At 32.5% G+C, this 17,408-nt stretch carries 21 protein-coding genes and 1 pseudogene; 6 read left to right on the top strand and 16 right to left on the bottom strand.

The features are described 5' to 3' along the window. The 6 genes and pseudogenes from RIN63_RS13075 to RIN63_RS13050 all read right to left on the bottom strand — a co-directional run. A pseudogene (locus tag RIN63_RS13075) lies at positions 1–200 on the bottom strand (8-amino-7-oxononanoate synthase); the annotation flags it as partial. 109 nt (positions 201–309) lie between these two features. Further along, entirely contained in the window at positions 310–1,017 is a 708-nt protein-coding gene (locus tag RIN63_RS13070; RefSeq protein ID WP_310445178.1) for an ABC transporter ATP-binding protein, read from the bottom strand. Continuing rightward, on the bottom strand, positions 995–1,795 hold the full coding sequence (locus RIN63_RS13065) for an ABC transporter ATP-binding protein (protein WP_310445177.1): 801 nt from the start codon (positions 1,793–1,795) through the stop codon (positions 995–997). The genes RIN63_RS13070 and RIN63_RS13065 overlap by 23 nt, the downstream gene beginning before the upstream one ends. A 20-nt stretch (positions 1,796–1,815) precedes the next feature. Next, a complete protein-coding gene (locus RIN63_RS13060) occupies positions 1,816–2,760 on the bottom strand; it encodes a branched-chain amino acid ABC transporter permease (protein ID WP_310445176.1) in 945 nt (314 codons plus the stop codon). Between the two features lie 17 nt (positions 2,761–2,777). After that, complete coding sequence (locus RIN63_RS13055; RefSeq protein ID WP_310445175.1) at positions 2,778–3,650, bottom strand: branched-chain amino acid ABC transporter permease; 873 nt, start codon at positions 3,648–3,650, stop codon at positions 2,778–2,780. A 54-nt stretch (positions 3,651–3,704) separates the two neighbouring features. Next, positions 3,705–4,865 (bottom strand): ABC transporter substrate-binding protein, encoded by a 1,161-nt coding sequence (locus tag RIN63_RS13050; RefSeq protein ID WP_310445174.1) that lies wholly within the window; start codon positions 4,863–4,865, stop codon positions 3,705–3,707. 420 nt (positions 4,866–5,285) lie between these two features. Here RIN63_RS13050 and RIN63_RS13045 point away from each other — a divergent pair, with 420 nt between their 5' ends. Beyond that, complete coding sequence (locus RIN63_RS13045) at positions 5,286–5,933, top strand: Crp/Fnr family transcriptional regulator (protein WP_310445173.1); 648 nt, start codon at positions 5,286–5,288, stop codon at positions 5,931–5,933. A 53-nt stretch (positions 5,934–5,986) separates the two neighbouring features. Here the strand turns inward: RIN63_RS13045 and RIN63_RS13040 are convergent, their stop codons facing one another. The 4 genes from RIN63_RS13040 to saoL all read right to left on the bottom strand — a co-directional run bounded on the left by RIN63_RS13040 (position 5,987) and on the right by saoL (position 8,007). After that, on the bottom strand, positions 5,987–6,610 hold the full coding sequence (locus tag RIN63_RS13040) for a 50S ribosomal protein L25 (RefSeq protein ID WP_310445172.1): 624 nt from the start codon (positions 6,608–6,610) through the stop codon (positions 5,987–5,989). An 89-nt stretch (positions 6,611–6,699) separates the two neighbouring features. After that, entirely contained in the window at positions 6,700–6,960 is a 261-nt protein-coding gene (locus tag RIN63_RS13035) for a pro-sigmaK processing inhibitor BofA family protein (protein ID WP_310445171.1), read from the bottom strand. Between the two features lie 80 nt (positions 6,961–7,040). Continuing rightward, a complete protein-coding gene (locus tag RIN63_RS13030) occupies positions 7,041–7,274 on the bottom strand; it encodes a DUF2508 family protein (protein ID WP_310445170.1) in 234 nt (77 codons plus the stop codon). A 64-nt stretch (positions 7,275–7,338) separates the two neighbouring features. Next, positions 7,339–8,007 (bottom strand): MerB-like organometallic lyase SaoL, encoded by a 669-nt coding sequence (gene saoL / locus RIN63_RS13025; RefSeq protein WP_310445169.1) that lies wholly within the window; start codon positions 8,005–8,007, stop codon positions 7,339–7,341. Between the two features lie 171 nt (positions 8,008–8,178). Between saoL and saoD the strand changes: the two genes are divergently transcribed. Genes saoD through saoC form a run of 4 tightly spaced genes read left to right on the top strand, consistent with a single transcriptional unit; the run spans position 8,179 to position 10,416 of the window. Then, a complete protein-coding gene (saoD, locus tag RIN63_RS13020; protein WP_310445168.1) occupies positions 8,179–8,511 on the top strand; it encodes a DsrE-related protein SaoD in 333 nt (110 codons plus the stop codon). A 56-nt stretch (positions 8,512–8,567) separates the two neighbouring features. Then, entirely contained in the window at positions 8,568–8,843 is a 276-nt protein-coding gene (saoT, locus tag RIN63_RS13015; protein ID WP_310445167.1) for a thioredoxin-like (seleno)protein SaoT, read from the top strand. Beyond that, positions 8,844–9,941, top strand: coding sequence for an efflux transporter SaoE (saoE, locus tag RIN63_RS13010; protein WP_310445166.1), 1,098 nt, complete (start codon positions 8,844–8,846; stop codon positions 9,939–9,941). A 4-nt stretch (positions 9,942–9,945) separates the two neighbouring features. Further along, positions 9,946–10,416 carry a Cys-Cys-COOH (seleno)protein SaoC gene (gene saoC, locus RIN63_RS13005; protein ID WP_310445165.1) on the top strand — a complete coding sequence of 157 codons (471 nt, stop codon included), beginning with the start codon at positions 9,946–9,948 and terminating at the stop codon, positions 10,414–10,416. 44 nt (positions 10,417–10,460) lie between these two features. Here the strand turns inward: saoC and saoX are convergent, their stop codons facing one another. From saoX to saoB, 6 genes are all read right to left on the bottom strand, one after another. Then, a complete protein-coding gene (gene saoX, locus RIN63_RS13000; protein WP_310445164.1) occupies positions 10,461–11,666 on the bottom strand; it encodes an ABC transporter substrate-binding subunit SaoX in 1,206 nt (401 codons plus the stop codon). 56 nt (positions 11,667–11,722) lie between these two features. Then, positions 11,723–12,151: a MerR family transcriptional regulator gene (locus tag RIN63_RS12995; RefSeq protein WP_310445163.1), complete on the bottom strand. Its 429-nt coding sequence runs from the start codon at positions 12,149–12,151 to the stop codon at positions 11,723–11,725. Between the two features lie 122 nt (positions 12,152–12,273). After that, on the bottom strand, positions 12,274–13,071 hold the full coding sequence (gene saoP / locus RIN63_RS12990; RefSeq protein ID WP_310445184.1) for an ABC transporter permease subunit SaoP: 798 nt from the start codon (positions 13,069–13,071) through the stop codon (positions 12,274–12,276). Between the two features lie 49 nt (positions 13,072–13,120). After that, complete coding sequence (locus RIN63_RS12985; RefSeq protein WP_310445162.1) at positions 13,121–14,278, bottom strand: double-cubane-cluster-containing anaerobic reductase; 1,158 nt, start codon at positions 14,276–14,278, stop codon at positions 13,121–13,123. A gap of 34 nt (positions 14,279–14,312) precedes the next feature. After that, a complete protein-coding gene (gene saoA / locus RIN63_RS12980) occupies positions 14,313–15,179 on the bottom strand; it encodes an ABC transporter ATP-binding protein SaoA (protein WP_310445161.1) in 867 nt (288 codons plus the stop codon). 14 nt (positions 15,180–15,193) lie between these two features. Beyond that, positions 15,194–15,997, bottom strand: coding sequence for an ABC transporter substrate-binding (seleno)protein SaoB (gene saoB, locus RIN63_RS12975; RefSeq protein ID WP_311144038.1), 804 nt, complete (start codon positions 15,995–15,997; stop codon positions 15,194–15,196). Positions 15,998–16,224: 227 nt separating this feature from the next. Between saoB and RIN63_RS12965 the strand changes: the two genes are divergently transcribed. Continuing rightward, the gene (locus RIN63_RS12965; protein WP_310445159.1) at positions 16,225–17,349 is read left to right on the top strand and encodes a double-cubane-cluster-containing anaerobic reductase; all 1,125 of its coding nucleotides are present in this window, start codon (positions 16,225–16,227) and stop codon (positions 17,347–17,349) included. Positions 17,350–17,408 lie beyond the last annotated feature (59 nt).

Genomic DNA, 17,408 nt, shown 5'->3' with positions numbered 1-17,408 from the left:
TCAATAGCAGCTTTTTTAAGTCTTGGGTGGTTAGCAAATCCTAAGTAATTGTTTGATGATAAGTTAATTACCTTCTTGCCATTTAATATTACTTCTGCTTGGCTTGGTGTTTCTAATACAGGTAACTTTCTGTAAACACCATCTTTTTTAAGCTCTTCAATTTTTTCTTTTAAGAAATTTAATTCATGAACATTAGACACATTAAAACCTCCTCAAAATTTAAAATCTATTTCATTCTAAAATCAATATAATACCCTACAATTCTCTTTAAAACTGTAGGGTATTGATTATTCCAAAGTACATTTATTATTACAAGCCTAAGTATGCCTTTTCTACTTCGGAATTATTTAACAATTCCTTTCCAGTTCCTTTTAAAGCTATATGTCCTAACTCAATAACATAACCATAATGAGCAATATTCAAGGCCACTGAAGCATTTTGTTCTATAAGTAAAATAGTTTTTCCCATATTTTTTATCTTTTCAATAATACCGAATACTTCGTCTACTATTATAGGAGCTAAACCCATTGAAGGCTCATCCATTAGTATTAATTCAGGGCTACCCATTAGAGATCTTCCGATTGCAAGCATCTGTTGCTCTCCACCTGACATAGTACCTGCTAGTTGTTTATATCTAGCTTTTAGTACTGGAAATGTCTCGAAAATTTCATCCATATCCTCTTTTATTACATTTTTCTTATCTTTACGGATATAGGCACCCATTTCGAGATTTTCAACAACAGTCATATCAGGAAAAATATGCCTTCCTTCTGGGATTAAAGATATACCCATCTTAACAATTTCAGGTGTTTTTAGATTTGTAATGTCTTTACCTTTCCAGGTAATACTGCCGCCTTGAGATTTAACAACTCCCATAATACAATTTAGTGTAGTTGTTTTTCCTGCTCCATTACCACCAATAAGAGTTGTTATTTTTCCTTCTTCTGCCTTTAAGGAAATATCATGGAGTACTTTAGTTGGTCCGTAACTTGCGCTAATTCCCTTTATTTCCAGCATCTGTATCTCCACCTTTCCCTAAATATGCTCTTATTACATCAGGATTACTTCTAATTTCCTCTGGCTTTCCTTGAGTAATTATCTTTCCATGATCAAGTACAGAAATCTCATCACAAATGTTCATGACTAATTTCATATCATGCTCTATTAAAATAAGTGTATATCCTTTTGCCCTTAATCTATCTATAATATTTAACAGATTTGTTTTCTCTGTAGGATTCATACCTGCTGCTGGTTCATCTAGAAGTATGATCTTTGGTTGTGCAGCTACGGCTCTTGCAAACTCAATTAATCTCTGCTGTCCGTAAGATAAATTGCTAACAATTTCATCTTTTTTATCTTCAAGTCCCATAAACTCCAAAGCCTCTATTGCTTTATTTCTAGTGATTTCTTCATATTCTTTAGCTTTTTTGCCATTTACAAGAATGGAAAAAACAGGTACTGGAGTATGAACATGATGCCCAATCATAACATTATCTAAAACAGTCATTCCTTTACATAATCTTATATTTTGGAATGTCCGTGATATTCCTACTGGTACAAGCTGATGTGGTTTAGTAATTGACAGTTCTTTTCCTTCCATAGTTATCTTACCGGAATCAGGACTTATTATTCCTGTAACAACATTAAATAAAGTTGATTTACCAGCTCCATTAGGACCTATGATCCCATGTACTGTATTCTTCTTTACTTTCACGTCAACATTATCTAATGCTCTTAAACCACCAAAACTTATTGAGATTCCATTTATTGTCAAAATATTTAATCCATCAGTCATAATTTATCACTCCATATTTTTCATTGAACTTTTGCTTTTTTATTTTTCAAATCATTAAATATACCTACTAGACCGTTTGGCATATAAATAACTGTTAATACAAGGATAAGGCCATATACTATCAATCTTGCTCCTTGGAAAACCCTTAAGTACTCTGAAAGAATAGTCAAAACAAAAGCTCCAAAAATCCCACCTAAGATTGTTTTATTACCACCAATAACAGACATACATAAAAATGCTACAGATTCATCAAATGTGAAGTTGTCTGGACTAGTTACTCCTGAAAAAGATCCAAATAAAGCTCCTGCTATACCTGCAAACATAGCACTAATTGCAAAAGCTGCAATTTTATATTTATCAACAGGTACACCCATAGCTTCTGTAGAAATTTCATCCTCTCTAATTGCAGATAAAGTTCTACCAACTTTTGATTTAGTTAATCTAATTGCTATATATGTTCCTAAAACTACAAAAGCAAATATCAAATAGAAGAATTGTGGTTCTGTCTTTATTTGTAAGCCAAATATTTCTGGATATGGTATACCTGTAAGTCCAGCAGCTCCTTTAGTAACAGGAGTCCAGTTTAATAAAACCAACCTAATTATTTCACCAAATCCTACTGTAGCTAAAACTAAATATGGACCTGATAATTTCATAGTAGGTATACTTATAAGCAATCCAAAGATTAAAGATACAATTATACTTAAAATAGCTGCTACAAAAAACGGGATATCAAAATTCATCATAGCTAAGGCTGACACATAGGTACCAATAGCAAAGAAACCTGCTTGCCCCATGGATGTTTGTCCTGTATATCCACTTAAAATATTTAAACCTATTGTTACTAAAGCATAGATCCCAGCTAAATTGATTACATGAAGATAGTAGAGATTCTTAACATAAAAGGGAAGAGTTAATATTAATACAGCTCCTATTAGTAAAAAAATCTTCTTGTTTTTTTCCATTTTTACACCACCATAAACTATACTTTTTGTTTTTTCTTTTTCAAAAATAACCCTGAAGGCCTTAACCATAAGACTAAAATCAGTATAGCAAAGGTAATAGCATCCCTATATCCAGAACTTATACGACCACCTGCTACTGACTCAATTATCCCTATGAAGAATCCTCCAGTAATAGCGCCTGGTACAGATCCTAAACCTCCAACTACTGCAGAAACAAAACCTTTCAATCCTATTCCTGCGCCCATATTGAATGTTACAAAGAAAATAGGGGCAATTAATATTCCTGCAGCTGCACCTAATGCAGCACTAGTGGCAAAAGCTACTCCATCAGAACGCTCTGTATTAATACCCATAAGAACTGCTGCATAACGGTCCTGAGTAACTGCTCTCGAAGCTTTACCTTCTTTTGTATGCTTTAATAGATATTGGAATACCACCATTATAATAATACTAACTACAACTATCAAAATGTCTTGAGGTGTCATACTCATGATTCCTGATGCGATGGGTTTTGTACTTACAGGTGATGGAAACAACTGAGCATCAGGTCCCCAGATCATTAAAGCTATATTTCTTAGGATAATTGACGCTCCTAAAGTACCGATAATAACATTAACCCCTGGAGAATTTCTTTTTCTCAATGGCTTTAAAATCAACTGCTGAACTAATACTCCTGCTATTGCTACTACGACCATAGAGATAAGAAGAGCTGGTGTAAAGCCTAGATTCATGACTTGATAAACTGTAAAGCCTACATAAGCTCCCAACATTACCATATCACCTTGTGCCCAATTCAGAACGCCTGAAGCTGCGTAAATAAAACTATAACTCAAAGCTACTAGAGCATAAATTGCTCCTATAGGCAATCCATTTAGAATATATTGCAACAACTTTTTCACTTCCTTTAAATAAAATATTCTGAAGTAATATTTTTTTATTGTTCTTTAATTAGTATCTACTGCTTTAATAAGTTTAAATTCGTCTCCTCTTATTTCAGTAATTAATAATCTCTTTCCTATATCATCACCTTGCTCATTAAACTTAGGATTTCCTGTAACTAGTTCTAACCCTTCAGTTGTTCTTAATGCATCTCTTAAAGCTTTAGGGTCACTGCTATCTGCTCTTTTTACAGCGTCTGCAATAATATATACTGTATCATAAGCTTGTGCACCGTGAGGAATTGGTGATTCATTATGTTTTTCTTTATATTTTTCAACAAATTCTGTAACCTTTGGAATTTCAGCATCTGGTAAGAATGTTTGTGTTAAAATTAGACCTTGAGCAGCATCTCCTCCAAGTTCAATTAATTTTGCACTAGCCATACCACTTGCTCCAAACAGTTGTACATCAAGGCCTAATTGTTGAACTTGATTACTGATTAAAGCCGCCTCTGTATATAATCCCCATAAGAAAATCGCTTCCGCACCTTTGTCTTTCACTGAAATTAACTGAGGTTTAAAATCCTTATCACCATTATTATAAGTAGGTGCATCCACTAATTCTAATCCATATTTTTCAATAGCACCCTTTAATAGTTTCGCACCACTTTGTCCATAATCATCTGCTGAAGTAAAAGTAGCAAGTTTAGTTAAACCTAATTCTTCTTTTGCATACTTAATCAGTGCATCTGCCTGGAAGGCATCATTTGCTGCTGTACGGAAAATCCACTCATTTCCCTGTTCAGTGATGGAAGCTCCTGTGGAACCAGGTGTGATTTGAGGAATACCTGCTCTTTCAGTTACAACCATATCTGCTAGAGTTGCAGAACTATTGATAGCTGCTATAATAACATGAGTTTTAGATTCTTGAATCAATTTATTTGTAGCACTTGATGATTTAGTTGGATTACCTTCATCATCTTCAAAAAATGCTTCTAATTTCCATTCTCCTGCTAATTGCTTTTCATTTATTTCACTTACAGCTAATTCGATTGACCTGCGTTGACCTTGTCCTAATTGAGCCGAACCTCCAGATTCAGGTCCAACTACCCCTATCCTTAAAACCTTTTCTGATGAATCTTGATTATTGCTACAAGCAGCTAGAAAATTAACTGATAAAATTAAGATGATAAATAAAACTAACTTTCCTTTATTTTTCCTAAGCATTACTAGTCCCCTCCTTAATTTTTAAGACAATTTAATTTCTTTTTTGTTAAATAGTTCTAATCAACCCATTATACATTATTATATAATCAATCCCCCCTTATTATCAAATAGCTAGCAGGACCATTAAAATACATAAATGTTATAAACTGGCAACCTAGCTAAATGTATTTAATTGCTACGATTATATAAAATAATTTTGTAATTCCTTTTTCTGACTATTTAATTATTTTGAGAATATCTTACTTATATGATATTATAAAAGCTCTAAGATTAATGTGTTCTAGAATACATTTTCTTAATAATGTTCTAACAATTATAAATTATATTAATAGTGTAATAAGTTGAATTTTACTATAAAATATCATTAGAAGCACAGATTTCGAATGTACTTATTACCAGTACTTGAAAGGAGTTGAAATCTTGAATTTAAACAAGAGCTATTCTATTAACTATGAATATAAGAATATTCTTTTAAAGCATTTTAAAGATATTGGAACTATCATTGATTTTGAAAAAGATACATTAATTGAATTTGAATTTAAAAAGTTGGACTATCTCTATTTAATTTTAGATGGGATAGTGAAACAATCTTTTTTAGACCTAGAAGGGGCTGAAAGGACAATATTAATATTATCTAATGGAGACATGTTTGGAGAAATAACTATGTTGCAGCAGGATACTGATCGTGTTATTACAAAAACATATTCTGATGTTAAGGTTTGTAAGATTAATAAGAGTGTTTTTCATAACTATCTGCAGGAAAATCCTTTAGTATATGATAGCATCCTGTTAATGATTACTACAAAGTTCAGGATACTCATGTCACAGCTTTATGATAATGCATACTTAAGCACTAAGGAAAGACTATTTTCTCTTTTAAAAAGATTATCTATACAACAAAACTCTTTAAAAGAATCAGGATATGACCTTGACCTTAATCTTACTCATGAAGAATTAGCCAATATGATTGGTTCTACGAGGAGCACTGTAACGAGGACTATGAAATTACTAGAATCAGAAGATAAGATAATAAGAGATGGAAAAAAGATAAGTATTTGCGACTCATAAAAGGGCTAAGATAACCCATATGGAAAATCCATATGGGTTTTTGAATTTGTTATTTATTCTATTACATCCGGTGCTGCTTCTGTAGCTTCTGGTGCATCTTCATTATTATCATCTTTAACTGTACTTGGTTGTGTCAATGTACAAACTACATCTTCTAAATCTCTTAAGATTACAACATTTTCATCTTTAGCAATATCTAAATCTTTTACTAAGATTGGAGTTGTAAAATCCATATCTTCAACATTTACTTCAGCTCCATTTGGTATGTTGCCAGGTAAACATTCTATTTCAATTTGATCTAATAATTGCATCAAAATTGAAGGTTGTAGTTTGATGGAGTCTCTATTAGCCAATGTAATTGGAACACTCATCTTTACTTTTTCCTTCATATTTAATTTGTGGAAATCAATATGAAGTATTTCATTTTTAAAAGGGTGTCTTTGTATTTCCTTGATTATAGCTGGTATGGTTACACCTTCTAATTCTAGCCCTAAAAGTGATGAACTTCCTGCTAATTTATATACCCTTAGAAATTCAGTTTCATTTACAGAAGCATGTACACTTTCTTCTCCCTTGCTGTATATAACTGCTGGTATTGTTTTGTTTACTCTCATTTTGTCTACAAAATTTTTACCCGTATCCGTTCTTTTTTGTATTTGCATTTTTATAGCTGTCATTTGTATACCCCCTACCTATTATATTTTTATACCTCTTAAACATATCATATTTTGTACTTTTATGCAAATCATACCCCTATACTGAGGGGTTATATTATTAATTGAAGAACTAATAATAAAATTACCCCTGGCACTCCTAGCAATCCCACTATAATGGCATTTAATGGGTTTATAGCAATACCTAGTCCGAAAAAACCCCCTATAAAGTTAAATACCAATAGTGTTACTCCACCTAATATTCCATTGATTATCAATTTAAATATTTTCTTAATTGGCCAAACAAGAAAAATACCTAGTATATATAGTAGAATAAGGCCAATAGCATAATAAAAAATTGTATTTAGTCCCATCTCTATCCCTCCTACTCTTATTATACTATATCTATAAAAGTAGGAGAGGAAATATTACATTTTTTTGTACTAGCCATGAGTTAACTAATTGCATTTTCAACTATTTTTTCATTTGCTAATTCACTCTTATACTGCTTAAAAAGATAAATATACTTAAGCCTAGAAGCTTCCATTTCAAATATTGCATAATCAATTAAATCAGGATCAGTAACTGATTGAAAAAAATTTATTTTTTCTTCCCATTGTTTGTGAGCTAGTCTTATATTTTCTAGCATTTCACTTTTTTCTTTATTTTTAATTGGAAAGTTTAGCATAAAAAAGCACCCCCTAGTTCTTATCATTAGGATTGACAAAAACTAGGGGGGATATACTCTTTTTTTATATATCAGTTACACTAAATAGCATTTTTGAAACTATTATAGCTTCCTCAGCATTTAGACAAAATATACCTGATTCATCTAATTTCATTTCTTCAACCCATAAATTATAATCTTTCTCCGTACAGAAGAAATTCATGATATTTCAGCAATTACCAGACCAATTTGCATTTTTATTTAAGTCTACATGAAGTATATGGAGATCACTTGGTTCATATCTACTAATTTTACCACCCCTAATACTTACTTTAATATCAGCGCCAGTATTGCTACACTTAGACTCCACATCTGCATCTTGTTTGAATGTAAATGCTGTGCCCATAGCGTCAATAGCACACATAGCACTAAACTCTCTCCCATCAGCAAGTCTTACTTTGTGATTTGTAGGAATCGCAGAAACAGGATATATAAAATTGATATATCCTTCTTCATCTGCTACTATTGCATTTTTCTCAAACAAGCTATCTAATACATTATCTACTTCTTCATCTATCATTTCTGAATCTTTAGCAATTTTAGATGAATTACTTATATTAAGTGCTTGTCCATTGTCAATCACATAATTCATTAGGTATCTTCTTATTTTTTTCTCTTCCCTTGATAGTTTACTATCTATGCTATCTATTTCTAATTGTTCGTTAGTATAGTATCTATATTGAACTTCTTCCATAAAACCCCTCTTTTCTCAAATTATCTAGTCTAGAATACCACTTTGTTACATAGTTGTGAAATAGATATTTTTAATAACTGACTCTTCTTCTATAGGATAATTTAATTGTTAATTTTTCTTCAATTATGATATTATTTAAAGGATTTCAAAGGATAGAAGGGGGATTTTTCAATGAAGGTAGCATATGTAATAAGTTCTGATAATGCAAGAACTATTTTAAGAGACATGGTAATTCCACAATTAGAAGCCGGTAACCATGGAGCAGAAGTAGTAGGTATGTTTTTCGTATTTGATAATACTTTCTTATTATTAAAGGACACTGATATTGGGGAAAGACTTCAAAAATTACACGAAGATACTGGCATGATACTTTTGGCTTGTGATCAATGTGCAATTGAAAGACAAATAGAAAACAATCTTGTACAAGGTGCTGCTATCGGTTGCTTCCCAGTATTGTATGGTGCCCTTAGTTCAGTAGATCTTGACCAAGTAATTACATTCTAGAGTAACAAGGTCCGTTTAATACGGGCTTTTTTATTTAAAAGTCTGGAGGGGATATTTTGGATAAGATTTTAGTTGAATTTATAAATACTTGATCTGGATGTGACGGTCATACCCGTGCTGTAGAGGTTGCTGCAGCTAAGTACAAAGACAAGGTAGAAGTCAAAATCTACTATGCAGGCAAGAATATGGAGTATATAAAAAAGTATGGAGTTATCTTTAGAGGAACTCTTATTATTAACGAGAAGAAAAAGATTCAACGAATATCTAAGGATATTATTGAAAAGGAAATAGCTTTAGCTGTTGAAGAATTAGAAAATGGAGGTGACTTATAATTGTTAATATTAGATTTTTTAAAAGATATATTATTAACTTCTATTAATCTACTTAATGGAACTTCAAGTTGGCTGGTGTTTAGTTACATAATTGCGGGACTTCTTCATGATATTATATCTCCAGTGAGATTTCACAAGCATTTAGGGAATACTAAAATTAGTTCTATACTAAAGGTAACAATTTCAGGTATGTGCTTACCTATTTGTAGCTGTGGTACAATCCCACTTGGTATTAGCTTATACTATTCAGGAGCTTATGTTGGCCCTACGCTGGCATTTATGGCATCTACTCCTGCCCTAAACCCTATAGCATTAATACTTAGCTTTGGACTCTTAGGAAAGGAGTTAACCATGATAAACATAGCTGCAGGATTCTTACTTCCTTTTATTATAGGTATAATAGGTAATAAATTCTGTGGTAATGAAATAAGTAAACCTGATTTAGAGGAAGAAATAATATCAATGTCATTAGAGCAAGCAGAGAAGATCCCTTTTTTAGAAAAGTTAAAGTCAGGTATGCATTGGGCAATACATGATTTAGCTACAGTATTAAGTAAATATGTTGTTTGGGGAATGTTGTTTGGAGGATTCATTTTAACTGTATTCCCAGATTCATTTATACAGAAATATTTAGGAAATCCTAGTATGTTATCTCTTTGGAATGTGGCAGTTCTGGCTGCATTAATGTATGTCTGTGCCGTTGGACACATTCCATTTATAGCTGCATTAATTGCTAGTGGTGCCTCACCTGGTGCTGCAATTACCTTCCTTATGGCAGGAGCAGCCACTAATATCCCTGAACTATTAAGTATATATAAGATGATTGGTAAAAAAACTGCTATTATATATGGTGTAGTAATCTCTATCTTTGCATTTGGAGTTGGATATCTAACTAACTTATGGTTAATGCCTGGATTTGAACCTGCTATTAATTATAATAGAATTGATAGCAGCATTGAAAGTGCAAATAGATTTCTCTTTACCTTGCCAGAACCACTTAAATATTTATGTTCCTTTATAGTTTTCCTATTTTTCTTAAAGGCAATGTACCCAAAGGTAGAGAATTTATTTAGAAATCTTGCAAAACAAACGAGGTAGAGAAATGAAAAAAAATATTAAATTTATATTAATAGGATTTATACTCTTTGTATTGGGCTTCTATGGATATTATCTAGAAAATGGCAACACTTTGCAAACATTAGGAGTAGAACCTGACAATGAGCTTCTTCTATATTTTCAAGATACTCATCCTGATAATAAGGTAATACTATGTGGCTATGAGGACTTGAATGACGATGGTCTCAAAGATTTACTGGTTATATATAACGAAGCTCCTAAAAAGAATGCAATGGTTGTAGTTTTAGATACAGATAATGGATTTAAGTTATCAGATCATACTCACGCTCCTATAGATAATCAAACAATTGAGTTTAAAGATATTGATAAAACTGGTCCAATAGAATTTATTGTATCTGGTTCAAAGGATGGAAAATACGGCTATGCCATATTTAGATTAATTGATGATACTGAAATAAAGGATCTATTTGGTGATGGTATGGAAGAATGCTGTTAATGGATATAAAAAATGGAGCTATGTAAAATAGCTCCATTTTTTTATTATTTGTTACTAGCAGTATCTGTTATACCATCTATTGTTTTTGCTTTAGTCATCCACTCATCATAGGAAAGACCTATTGGGAATTCTTTATCTATGTTTGCTTCTTCAATAAATGTACTAAACTCTTCAACACCACAAGTCTCTAGCAAATCAGTAGACATAAACCTTTCAATATCATTTATATTAGGAATTTCTTCTTCTGCAACACCCAAGTCATAATAATATTGAATATAATTATTTAGATTTTTCTCTGAGAATTGCCAAGTGATTGTTCTTCCTTCTCCAACTGTCTTTAAATATACAGTTTTTAGTCCAACTTCTGGTTGAACACCAAATCCCTCTGCAAACATCATACCTGCATTATATGGATGCTCATATAGATATTTAATAGCAAGCGAATGTGCAAGAACTAATCTTTTAGCTAATTCCGGATGCCCTTCTAAGAAATCATTGTTCATACAATAAATACAACATATTCCCCAGTTTTCAGCATCAGTCGGTGAAACATCTAAGCCACCCCATTCAGTTCCTATGATTCTTCCAAATCCCTCGAACTCTGCTTGAGTAGCATAAGGGTCACAAGTAGAAAAACCCGCGAGCTGCCCTGCTTTTAATGCAAAAAGTGCATCCTTGTTAGACATACTAACTGCATCATAGTTTTCTGCTTCTACTGGAATATCCAAGTCGTTAGCCCACTTAATCCATGATGGACTTGCCTCTGGCTTTGAGCCAATAGCTAAGGTTTTACCAATTAAATCATTAGGTTCCTTGATATCATTACTCACAACTAAATAACTAGATCCACCCAAATGATTTGCAGCTGCCATAAATAGTGGTGCACCCTCATTTACAGAACGAATGGCTCCAGCAATCCCTTGATAACCAACATGCATTTCCCCAGAAGACATGGCTTCCATTATCTTACCAGTTTTAGTAACTACAACATTAAGTCCTAAGGCTTCATAGATACCTGCTTTTTCTCCTATAATAGCTGAAACCATATGGTCACAATCTCTATAGCCCATTTGTATAGTGAAGTTCTTATCAGCCTCTGATAATTCACCTAGTTTATATTTTGCTACCTCTGCTACCGGATCATAACCTACTTCTTGAATTATACTATCTTTACTACTATCAGTACAACCTGCTAGAAATACAACTCCCATTGCCAATACTAAAACCATAGCAATAATTCTTTTTTTCATTTATACTCCCCCTACTTATTATTTGTGCAATATGTGCTCTTATAACATAGACTTATTTAATGGGCCTTTCTCAATCCTGCCTCTTGTTCATCTTCAATTCCTTCAATATAATGACATATACTACCTTTACATCCACTTACCTTTTTTGCACCTTGTAAATGTCTTTCTAATTTAATTTTTTCTTTTTCAAGCCTTACTATCTCTGCCTTTATAAAGGATACTTTCTCCTGTATCTTGTGACTTACATAGCTACAAGGAGGTATGCCATTATCTTTTAGCATCAATATCTTTTTTATCTCTTCTAATTCAAATCCTAAGCTTCTAGCCTTCTTTATGAAAAATAGCTTTTCTACATCCTTTTCATCAAATACCCTGTAGTTATTATTTTTTCTCTCCACCTCGCCTAATAAACCTTGACCATCATAATATCTAATGGCTGAACTATTAAGTCCAGTAATCCTACAAACATCTTTTATAAACAACATAGTCTCGCACCTCCTATTATAAACCTTAAAGTCGACTTTAATGTCAAGAGATAAAAGTAGAATTTGTATAAATTTTATCAATACTTTTGAAAAAACACCCATCAGATAATCTAATAGATGTTTTAATCAGCTTTCCATCTAAGCAATATACTTTCAATTAAGAGCATCAATCTATCAATAGCAAATCCAATTAAAGCTGCCATAAACATAAATGCTATAATTGTATGAGTTTGCATACGAGACTGAGCCTCTACCATTAAGTAACCGAACCCGGCACTTGTTGCTATGAACTCCGCTCAGATAACTGACATCCAGCCCATACCGATGGCTAGCCTTATTCCAGTAATAATTCCTGGGAGTGACCCCGGAAGTACAATATCTTTAATGATATCCATTGTACTTGCCCCCATACTTCGGGCTGCATTATAAAAATCCTTGCTAATATCCTGTACTCCTGCAATGGTATTTAAAATGATTGTAAAAATTCCTGAAAATGCAATCATAAAAATTGTAGGCCCATCACCAAGTCCAAACCAAATAATTGATAATGGTACCCATGCCATAATAGGAACTTGTCTCAAAGAGTTTATAAATGGAGCAAAAGCTCTTAACATAGTTTTGGAATACCCCATGGTCATACCTATGGGTAATCCAATAATAAGAGCATAAAAAGCACCTGTTAAAACACGACGCATGGTAATCCCTATATTCCTAAGTACATATAAATCCGTTATGCCCTTGAACAAAGCCTCAATTACACTTTTCAATGAAGGGAAAAGAAAAGGTTTATCAACGATTTCTGCTGCAATTGTCCATATTATAGCAATAACTATAAGTGCTATTGGAGTATAGATATTGAAATCCTTTCCATTAAGTTTTCTCCAATTGTTTCTATCCTTCATCTTAGTTGCATGTAACATTCTTTTAACATCTTTTTCTTGTGAGTTCAATTCTTTTCTTCACCTCCTCCTAAAGCATCTCTAAAAATGCTTCAATCCTTGTTCTTAATTGCCCCTCATCGCCTTGCCCATAGTTTGTCTCTAGATGTAAATAAGGCTTACCACATTCATTGGCGATTTTCTTAATATTTGTAGACTCAATTCCAAAAGGATTACATGAATGAAGGATTATTCCAACAACACCATCAACCTTCCATTCATCAATAGTAACGGCCACTTGGTCTAATCTCCTTTGATTAGGTGACATAACTGCACAAGGTACTTCTAGATATTTTTTTGCTATACATTCAATTGGATCTCTTGTCTCAGACTCCTCAATAAGTCTTCTTCTAGAAACAATGCCACTACAACCTTCATAACAAACTATAACTCCACCTAATTCCTCAATAACCTTAATAGTTTTTTCAAATACTCCACCACTAGGTCCACCTGATACTAAGATTCTCGGTCTTTTACTCCCTTTGGGAATAGGTCCATTGCCATTTTCCCAATCTTCTTCGCATTTATCTAAAACCTCTTGGACTTTCTCATATCGCTCTTGCCTATCAAATATATATTGGACTCCTTCCATTACACTACGCATATGTAAACCTGTAATAGCAGGTGGATCATATCGTCCTAACTCATATAAATGAGCCATTTGGATTCTTTCCTTATTTCCCCATTTAATAGATTCTCGTAACATGTCATCTGTAATTACAACATCAAATTTCTTCTCTAATACCTCTTTAAAATGTCTTAGTTCTAAAATCCAAGATTCTAAAGACCTCTCAGGATCAGGGTTATTGGGTAAATGTATAATATGAACATCCTTTATTTCACCGAGCATTTCATACATCTTTTTCTTTCCATCACAAGTTGTCTCCCCTACTATAAGGTCAGAAAAATATGCATAGGGGCATGTTTCAGTTAAAGCAAATCCATAGCTAGATTTAATTAAAGGGCAAAGGTTTGCAGGTAATTCTGCTTCTGCTGCAGGAATTGGCTCAGCAGATTGTCCACACAATCCTACACGATAAAGTCCAGCTGCATCAATCATTTCAGAAGGAGCAAATTGACAAAATGTCCCACATAGTTTTCCACCATTGTCCTTTAATTCTTTCATTCTAATAAAACCTTGTCTTCTTGCATCAGCAAACTCTTCAAATCTTTCTGGTAATGTTGTCATAAATATTCTCCTTTTTATCTTACATAATTATTTATTATTCTTGAAGAGCACCTTTTTGGATAAAGGTTGCTTTTTTGCTATCCTTTTTATCAGTTTTTTGAATAAACTTCAATATTTCCTCATCACCTTGATTCTTAACCTCTCCATTTAGAGCAGATCTTAAAATATCAGATAATTCATTTGTATACTGATGATATTTCTCATTTTTCCTATCCCTAGGTCTAGGAAGTTCAATTTTTATATCAGCTAGTATCTTACCCCTATCTCTAGACATAACAATAACTCTATCACTTAAATAAATAGCTTCATCAACATCATGGGTAACCATAAGTGCAGTTCTCTTATTATCTTGTATTATTGTCTCTAATTGGACCTGTAATAGTTGACGCATTTGGAAATCAACAGCACCTAAAGGCTCATCCATTAATAAAATTTCTGGGTCACATGCCAGTGCACGAAGTAAAGCAACTCTTTGTTTCATTCCTCCTGATATTTCATGAACATAATAGTTTGCATACTCTTCAAGTTGGGCCATTTCCAATAACTCTTTAAGCTTTTCTTCACGATCTTTCTTTGGCATACCTTGCAACTTCATTGGATACATAATATTTTCTCCAACCTTCATCCATGGAAATAAAGCATAGTTTTGAAATACAAATGCCCTATCCGGTCCAGGCTTATTAACCTCTTTACCATTTACAGTAATGTTTCCGCCTTCATGTTTTAAAAATCCTGCAATAATATTTAATGTTGTTGTTTTTCCACAACCCGATGGCCCTAGTAAGGAAACAAATTCTCCCTCATCTACATTAAAAGAGATATCTTCCAATACAGTATTCATTGACTTTTTATCTCTTCTATTTGAAAAAATCTTAGTAATTCCTTCTACAGATATAGACATCTTTTTCACCTTTCCTATTCTAGACTTAAAAACTTAATTTTTGTATCATCCCAAAATTCTTCTGTCATACCTAAAAGCTGAATAAGTTTTTCTCTTTGGTTTAACTCCTCTGCTACCTTATTGTAGACAGTTAAAAAGTCTTCAAAAGCCTTCGTATCTACAATATCCTTTCTGACAACCAAACTATAAGAAATATAATCATCTATTGATAGAGGAGCAAAATTGAACTCTGGTAGCATTGCTGCCTTAGTTAAATCTAAAACTGCCCCATCTATTTGCCCACCTTTTAAGGAATAAGGCAAGGTAACTGGGGACAACTCTATAATTTCTTCAATTTGTTTATAGCTTTCCTTAGCAAGTTTATGTAGATGTTCTCTCTTATGTCCAATTCCTATTCTACCAATATTTTCAACATCATCTTTATAGGCTATGACTTCAGCATTCATAATTACAGGTCCATAAATTAGAAAATCATCATTTGCTCGAACTAAATGCAAAGACATATGATTGCAATAAAATGCCATATCAATTTCATCTGAGCTCAAGGCCCATTGTGCTGTATTACTTCAGCAGTCTTTAAAAGTAAAATCAAATAATTTTTCTTCCTCATCTACAGCATTGATATTTTTTATATCCATACTTTCATTTGTTTCAATAATTCTCTGGAGAAGTAGTCCCGTTATATCAGCTCCAGATCCAATCCTTAAACCTAAGTCAGTGTTTTCTATTTGTTGCTCTCTAGGTATATAATGAGAAATTCCTAATCCCAACATAATTATAAGAGAGAAAAAAATAAGTATTCTTTTGTTTGTATTCATATAATCCCACTCTATATTGTTTGTGACTTGTCTAACTTTTGAAATTCTATGCGTTTTATGTTGTTTATATCAGAAATACTATATCAGAACTTTTTGTTTTTTAGAATAATTATAGAAATCTTTGATAGTAATATGACATAGTATAGGAAAATATAATCACACTTTCCACAAATTTCATATATAATTGTTTTGTAATCCAACGGATTAACTAACTCTAGGAGGCTAGTATGGAGAATTTTGATTTAATAAAAAATGGAACTTTAAAGGCTAAAGAAATCAAAAAAAATGGAGGCAAGATAGCAGGTACTTACTGTAGTTTTGCACCTGTTGAAATACTCGATGCTGCAGGTATTCATATCGTGAACCTAAGTGCTAATACTGATAAAACAATAATTGATGCTGAATCAGATCTTCCTACAAATGTATGTCCTTTAATTAAATCAAGCTACGGAGCTGCAATTTCAGACCATAGTGGTTATACATATTTATCAGATATAATTATTGGAGAAACAACATGTGATGGGAAGAAAAAGATGTATGAGCTATTAAGTGAGTTTAAGGATATGCACATTATGCAAGTGCCACAAGGAACTGATAGAAGTTATTCACCACTTATGTGGGAAAAAGAAGTTAGATTGTTAATAAAAACCCTAGAAGAAAAATTTGATGTAGAGATCACTGAAGAAAAATTAAGAGAAGCCACATCTTTTAGAAATAAATATAGAAGCTTATATGGTGAACTATTTGAACTTAGCAAACTAGAACCACCTGCAATTACAGGATTTGATGCATATAAAATACTCCAAGGATATAAATTTAATTTTAATTTAGAAGAAGAATACAAACAGCTTGAGGAAATTATAGTCAATATTAAAAAAGAATATGAAGAAGGTTCAAGACCAGTAGATAAAAAGGCTAAAAGAATTCTTATTACTGGCTGTCCTATAGGTGGAGTGTTAGATAAGATAGTTAATACTATTGAAAATAGTGGTGATGTAGTTGTTTGCTTTGATAATTGCGATGGTGTAAAGCCTATTAGAAGTAATGTTGATGAAAATTGTGATGATATTGTAAAAGCTATAGCAACTAGATATTTAAATATTGGCTGTGCAATTATGTCACCTAATATTAGTAGGATGGAATTATTGCCAAAACTAGTAGATGAGTTTAAAGTCGATGGTGTTATTGAAGTATTACTGCAGACCTGTCATCCTTATAGTGTTGAACAACGGGCAGTAAAAAACTTAATGACCGATTTAGATATACCTTATATGGCCATAGAAACAGATTACTCAAAATCTAATATTGGACAAATCAAGACTAGAATTGCTGCTTTTATGGAGATTTTATAATATATGATCATACAAATGAAATTCATTGTCTCATATATAGCAATTATGATATAATTAAC

This window comes from Tissierella sp., assembly GCF_031460495.1.
Taxonomy (GTDB): domain Bacteria; phylum Bacillota; class Clostridia; order Tissierellales; family Tissierellaceae; genus JAVKTS01.
Note: the sequence above shows the minus strand (reverse complement) of the source record. Positions and strands in the feature narration are given on the sequence as shown.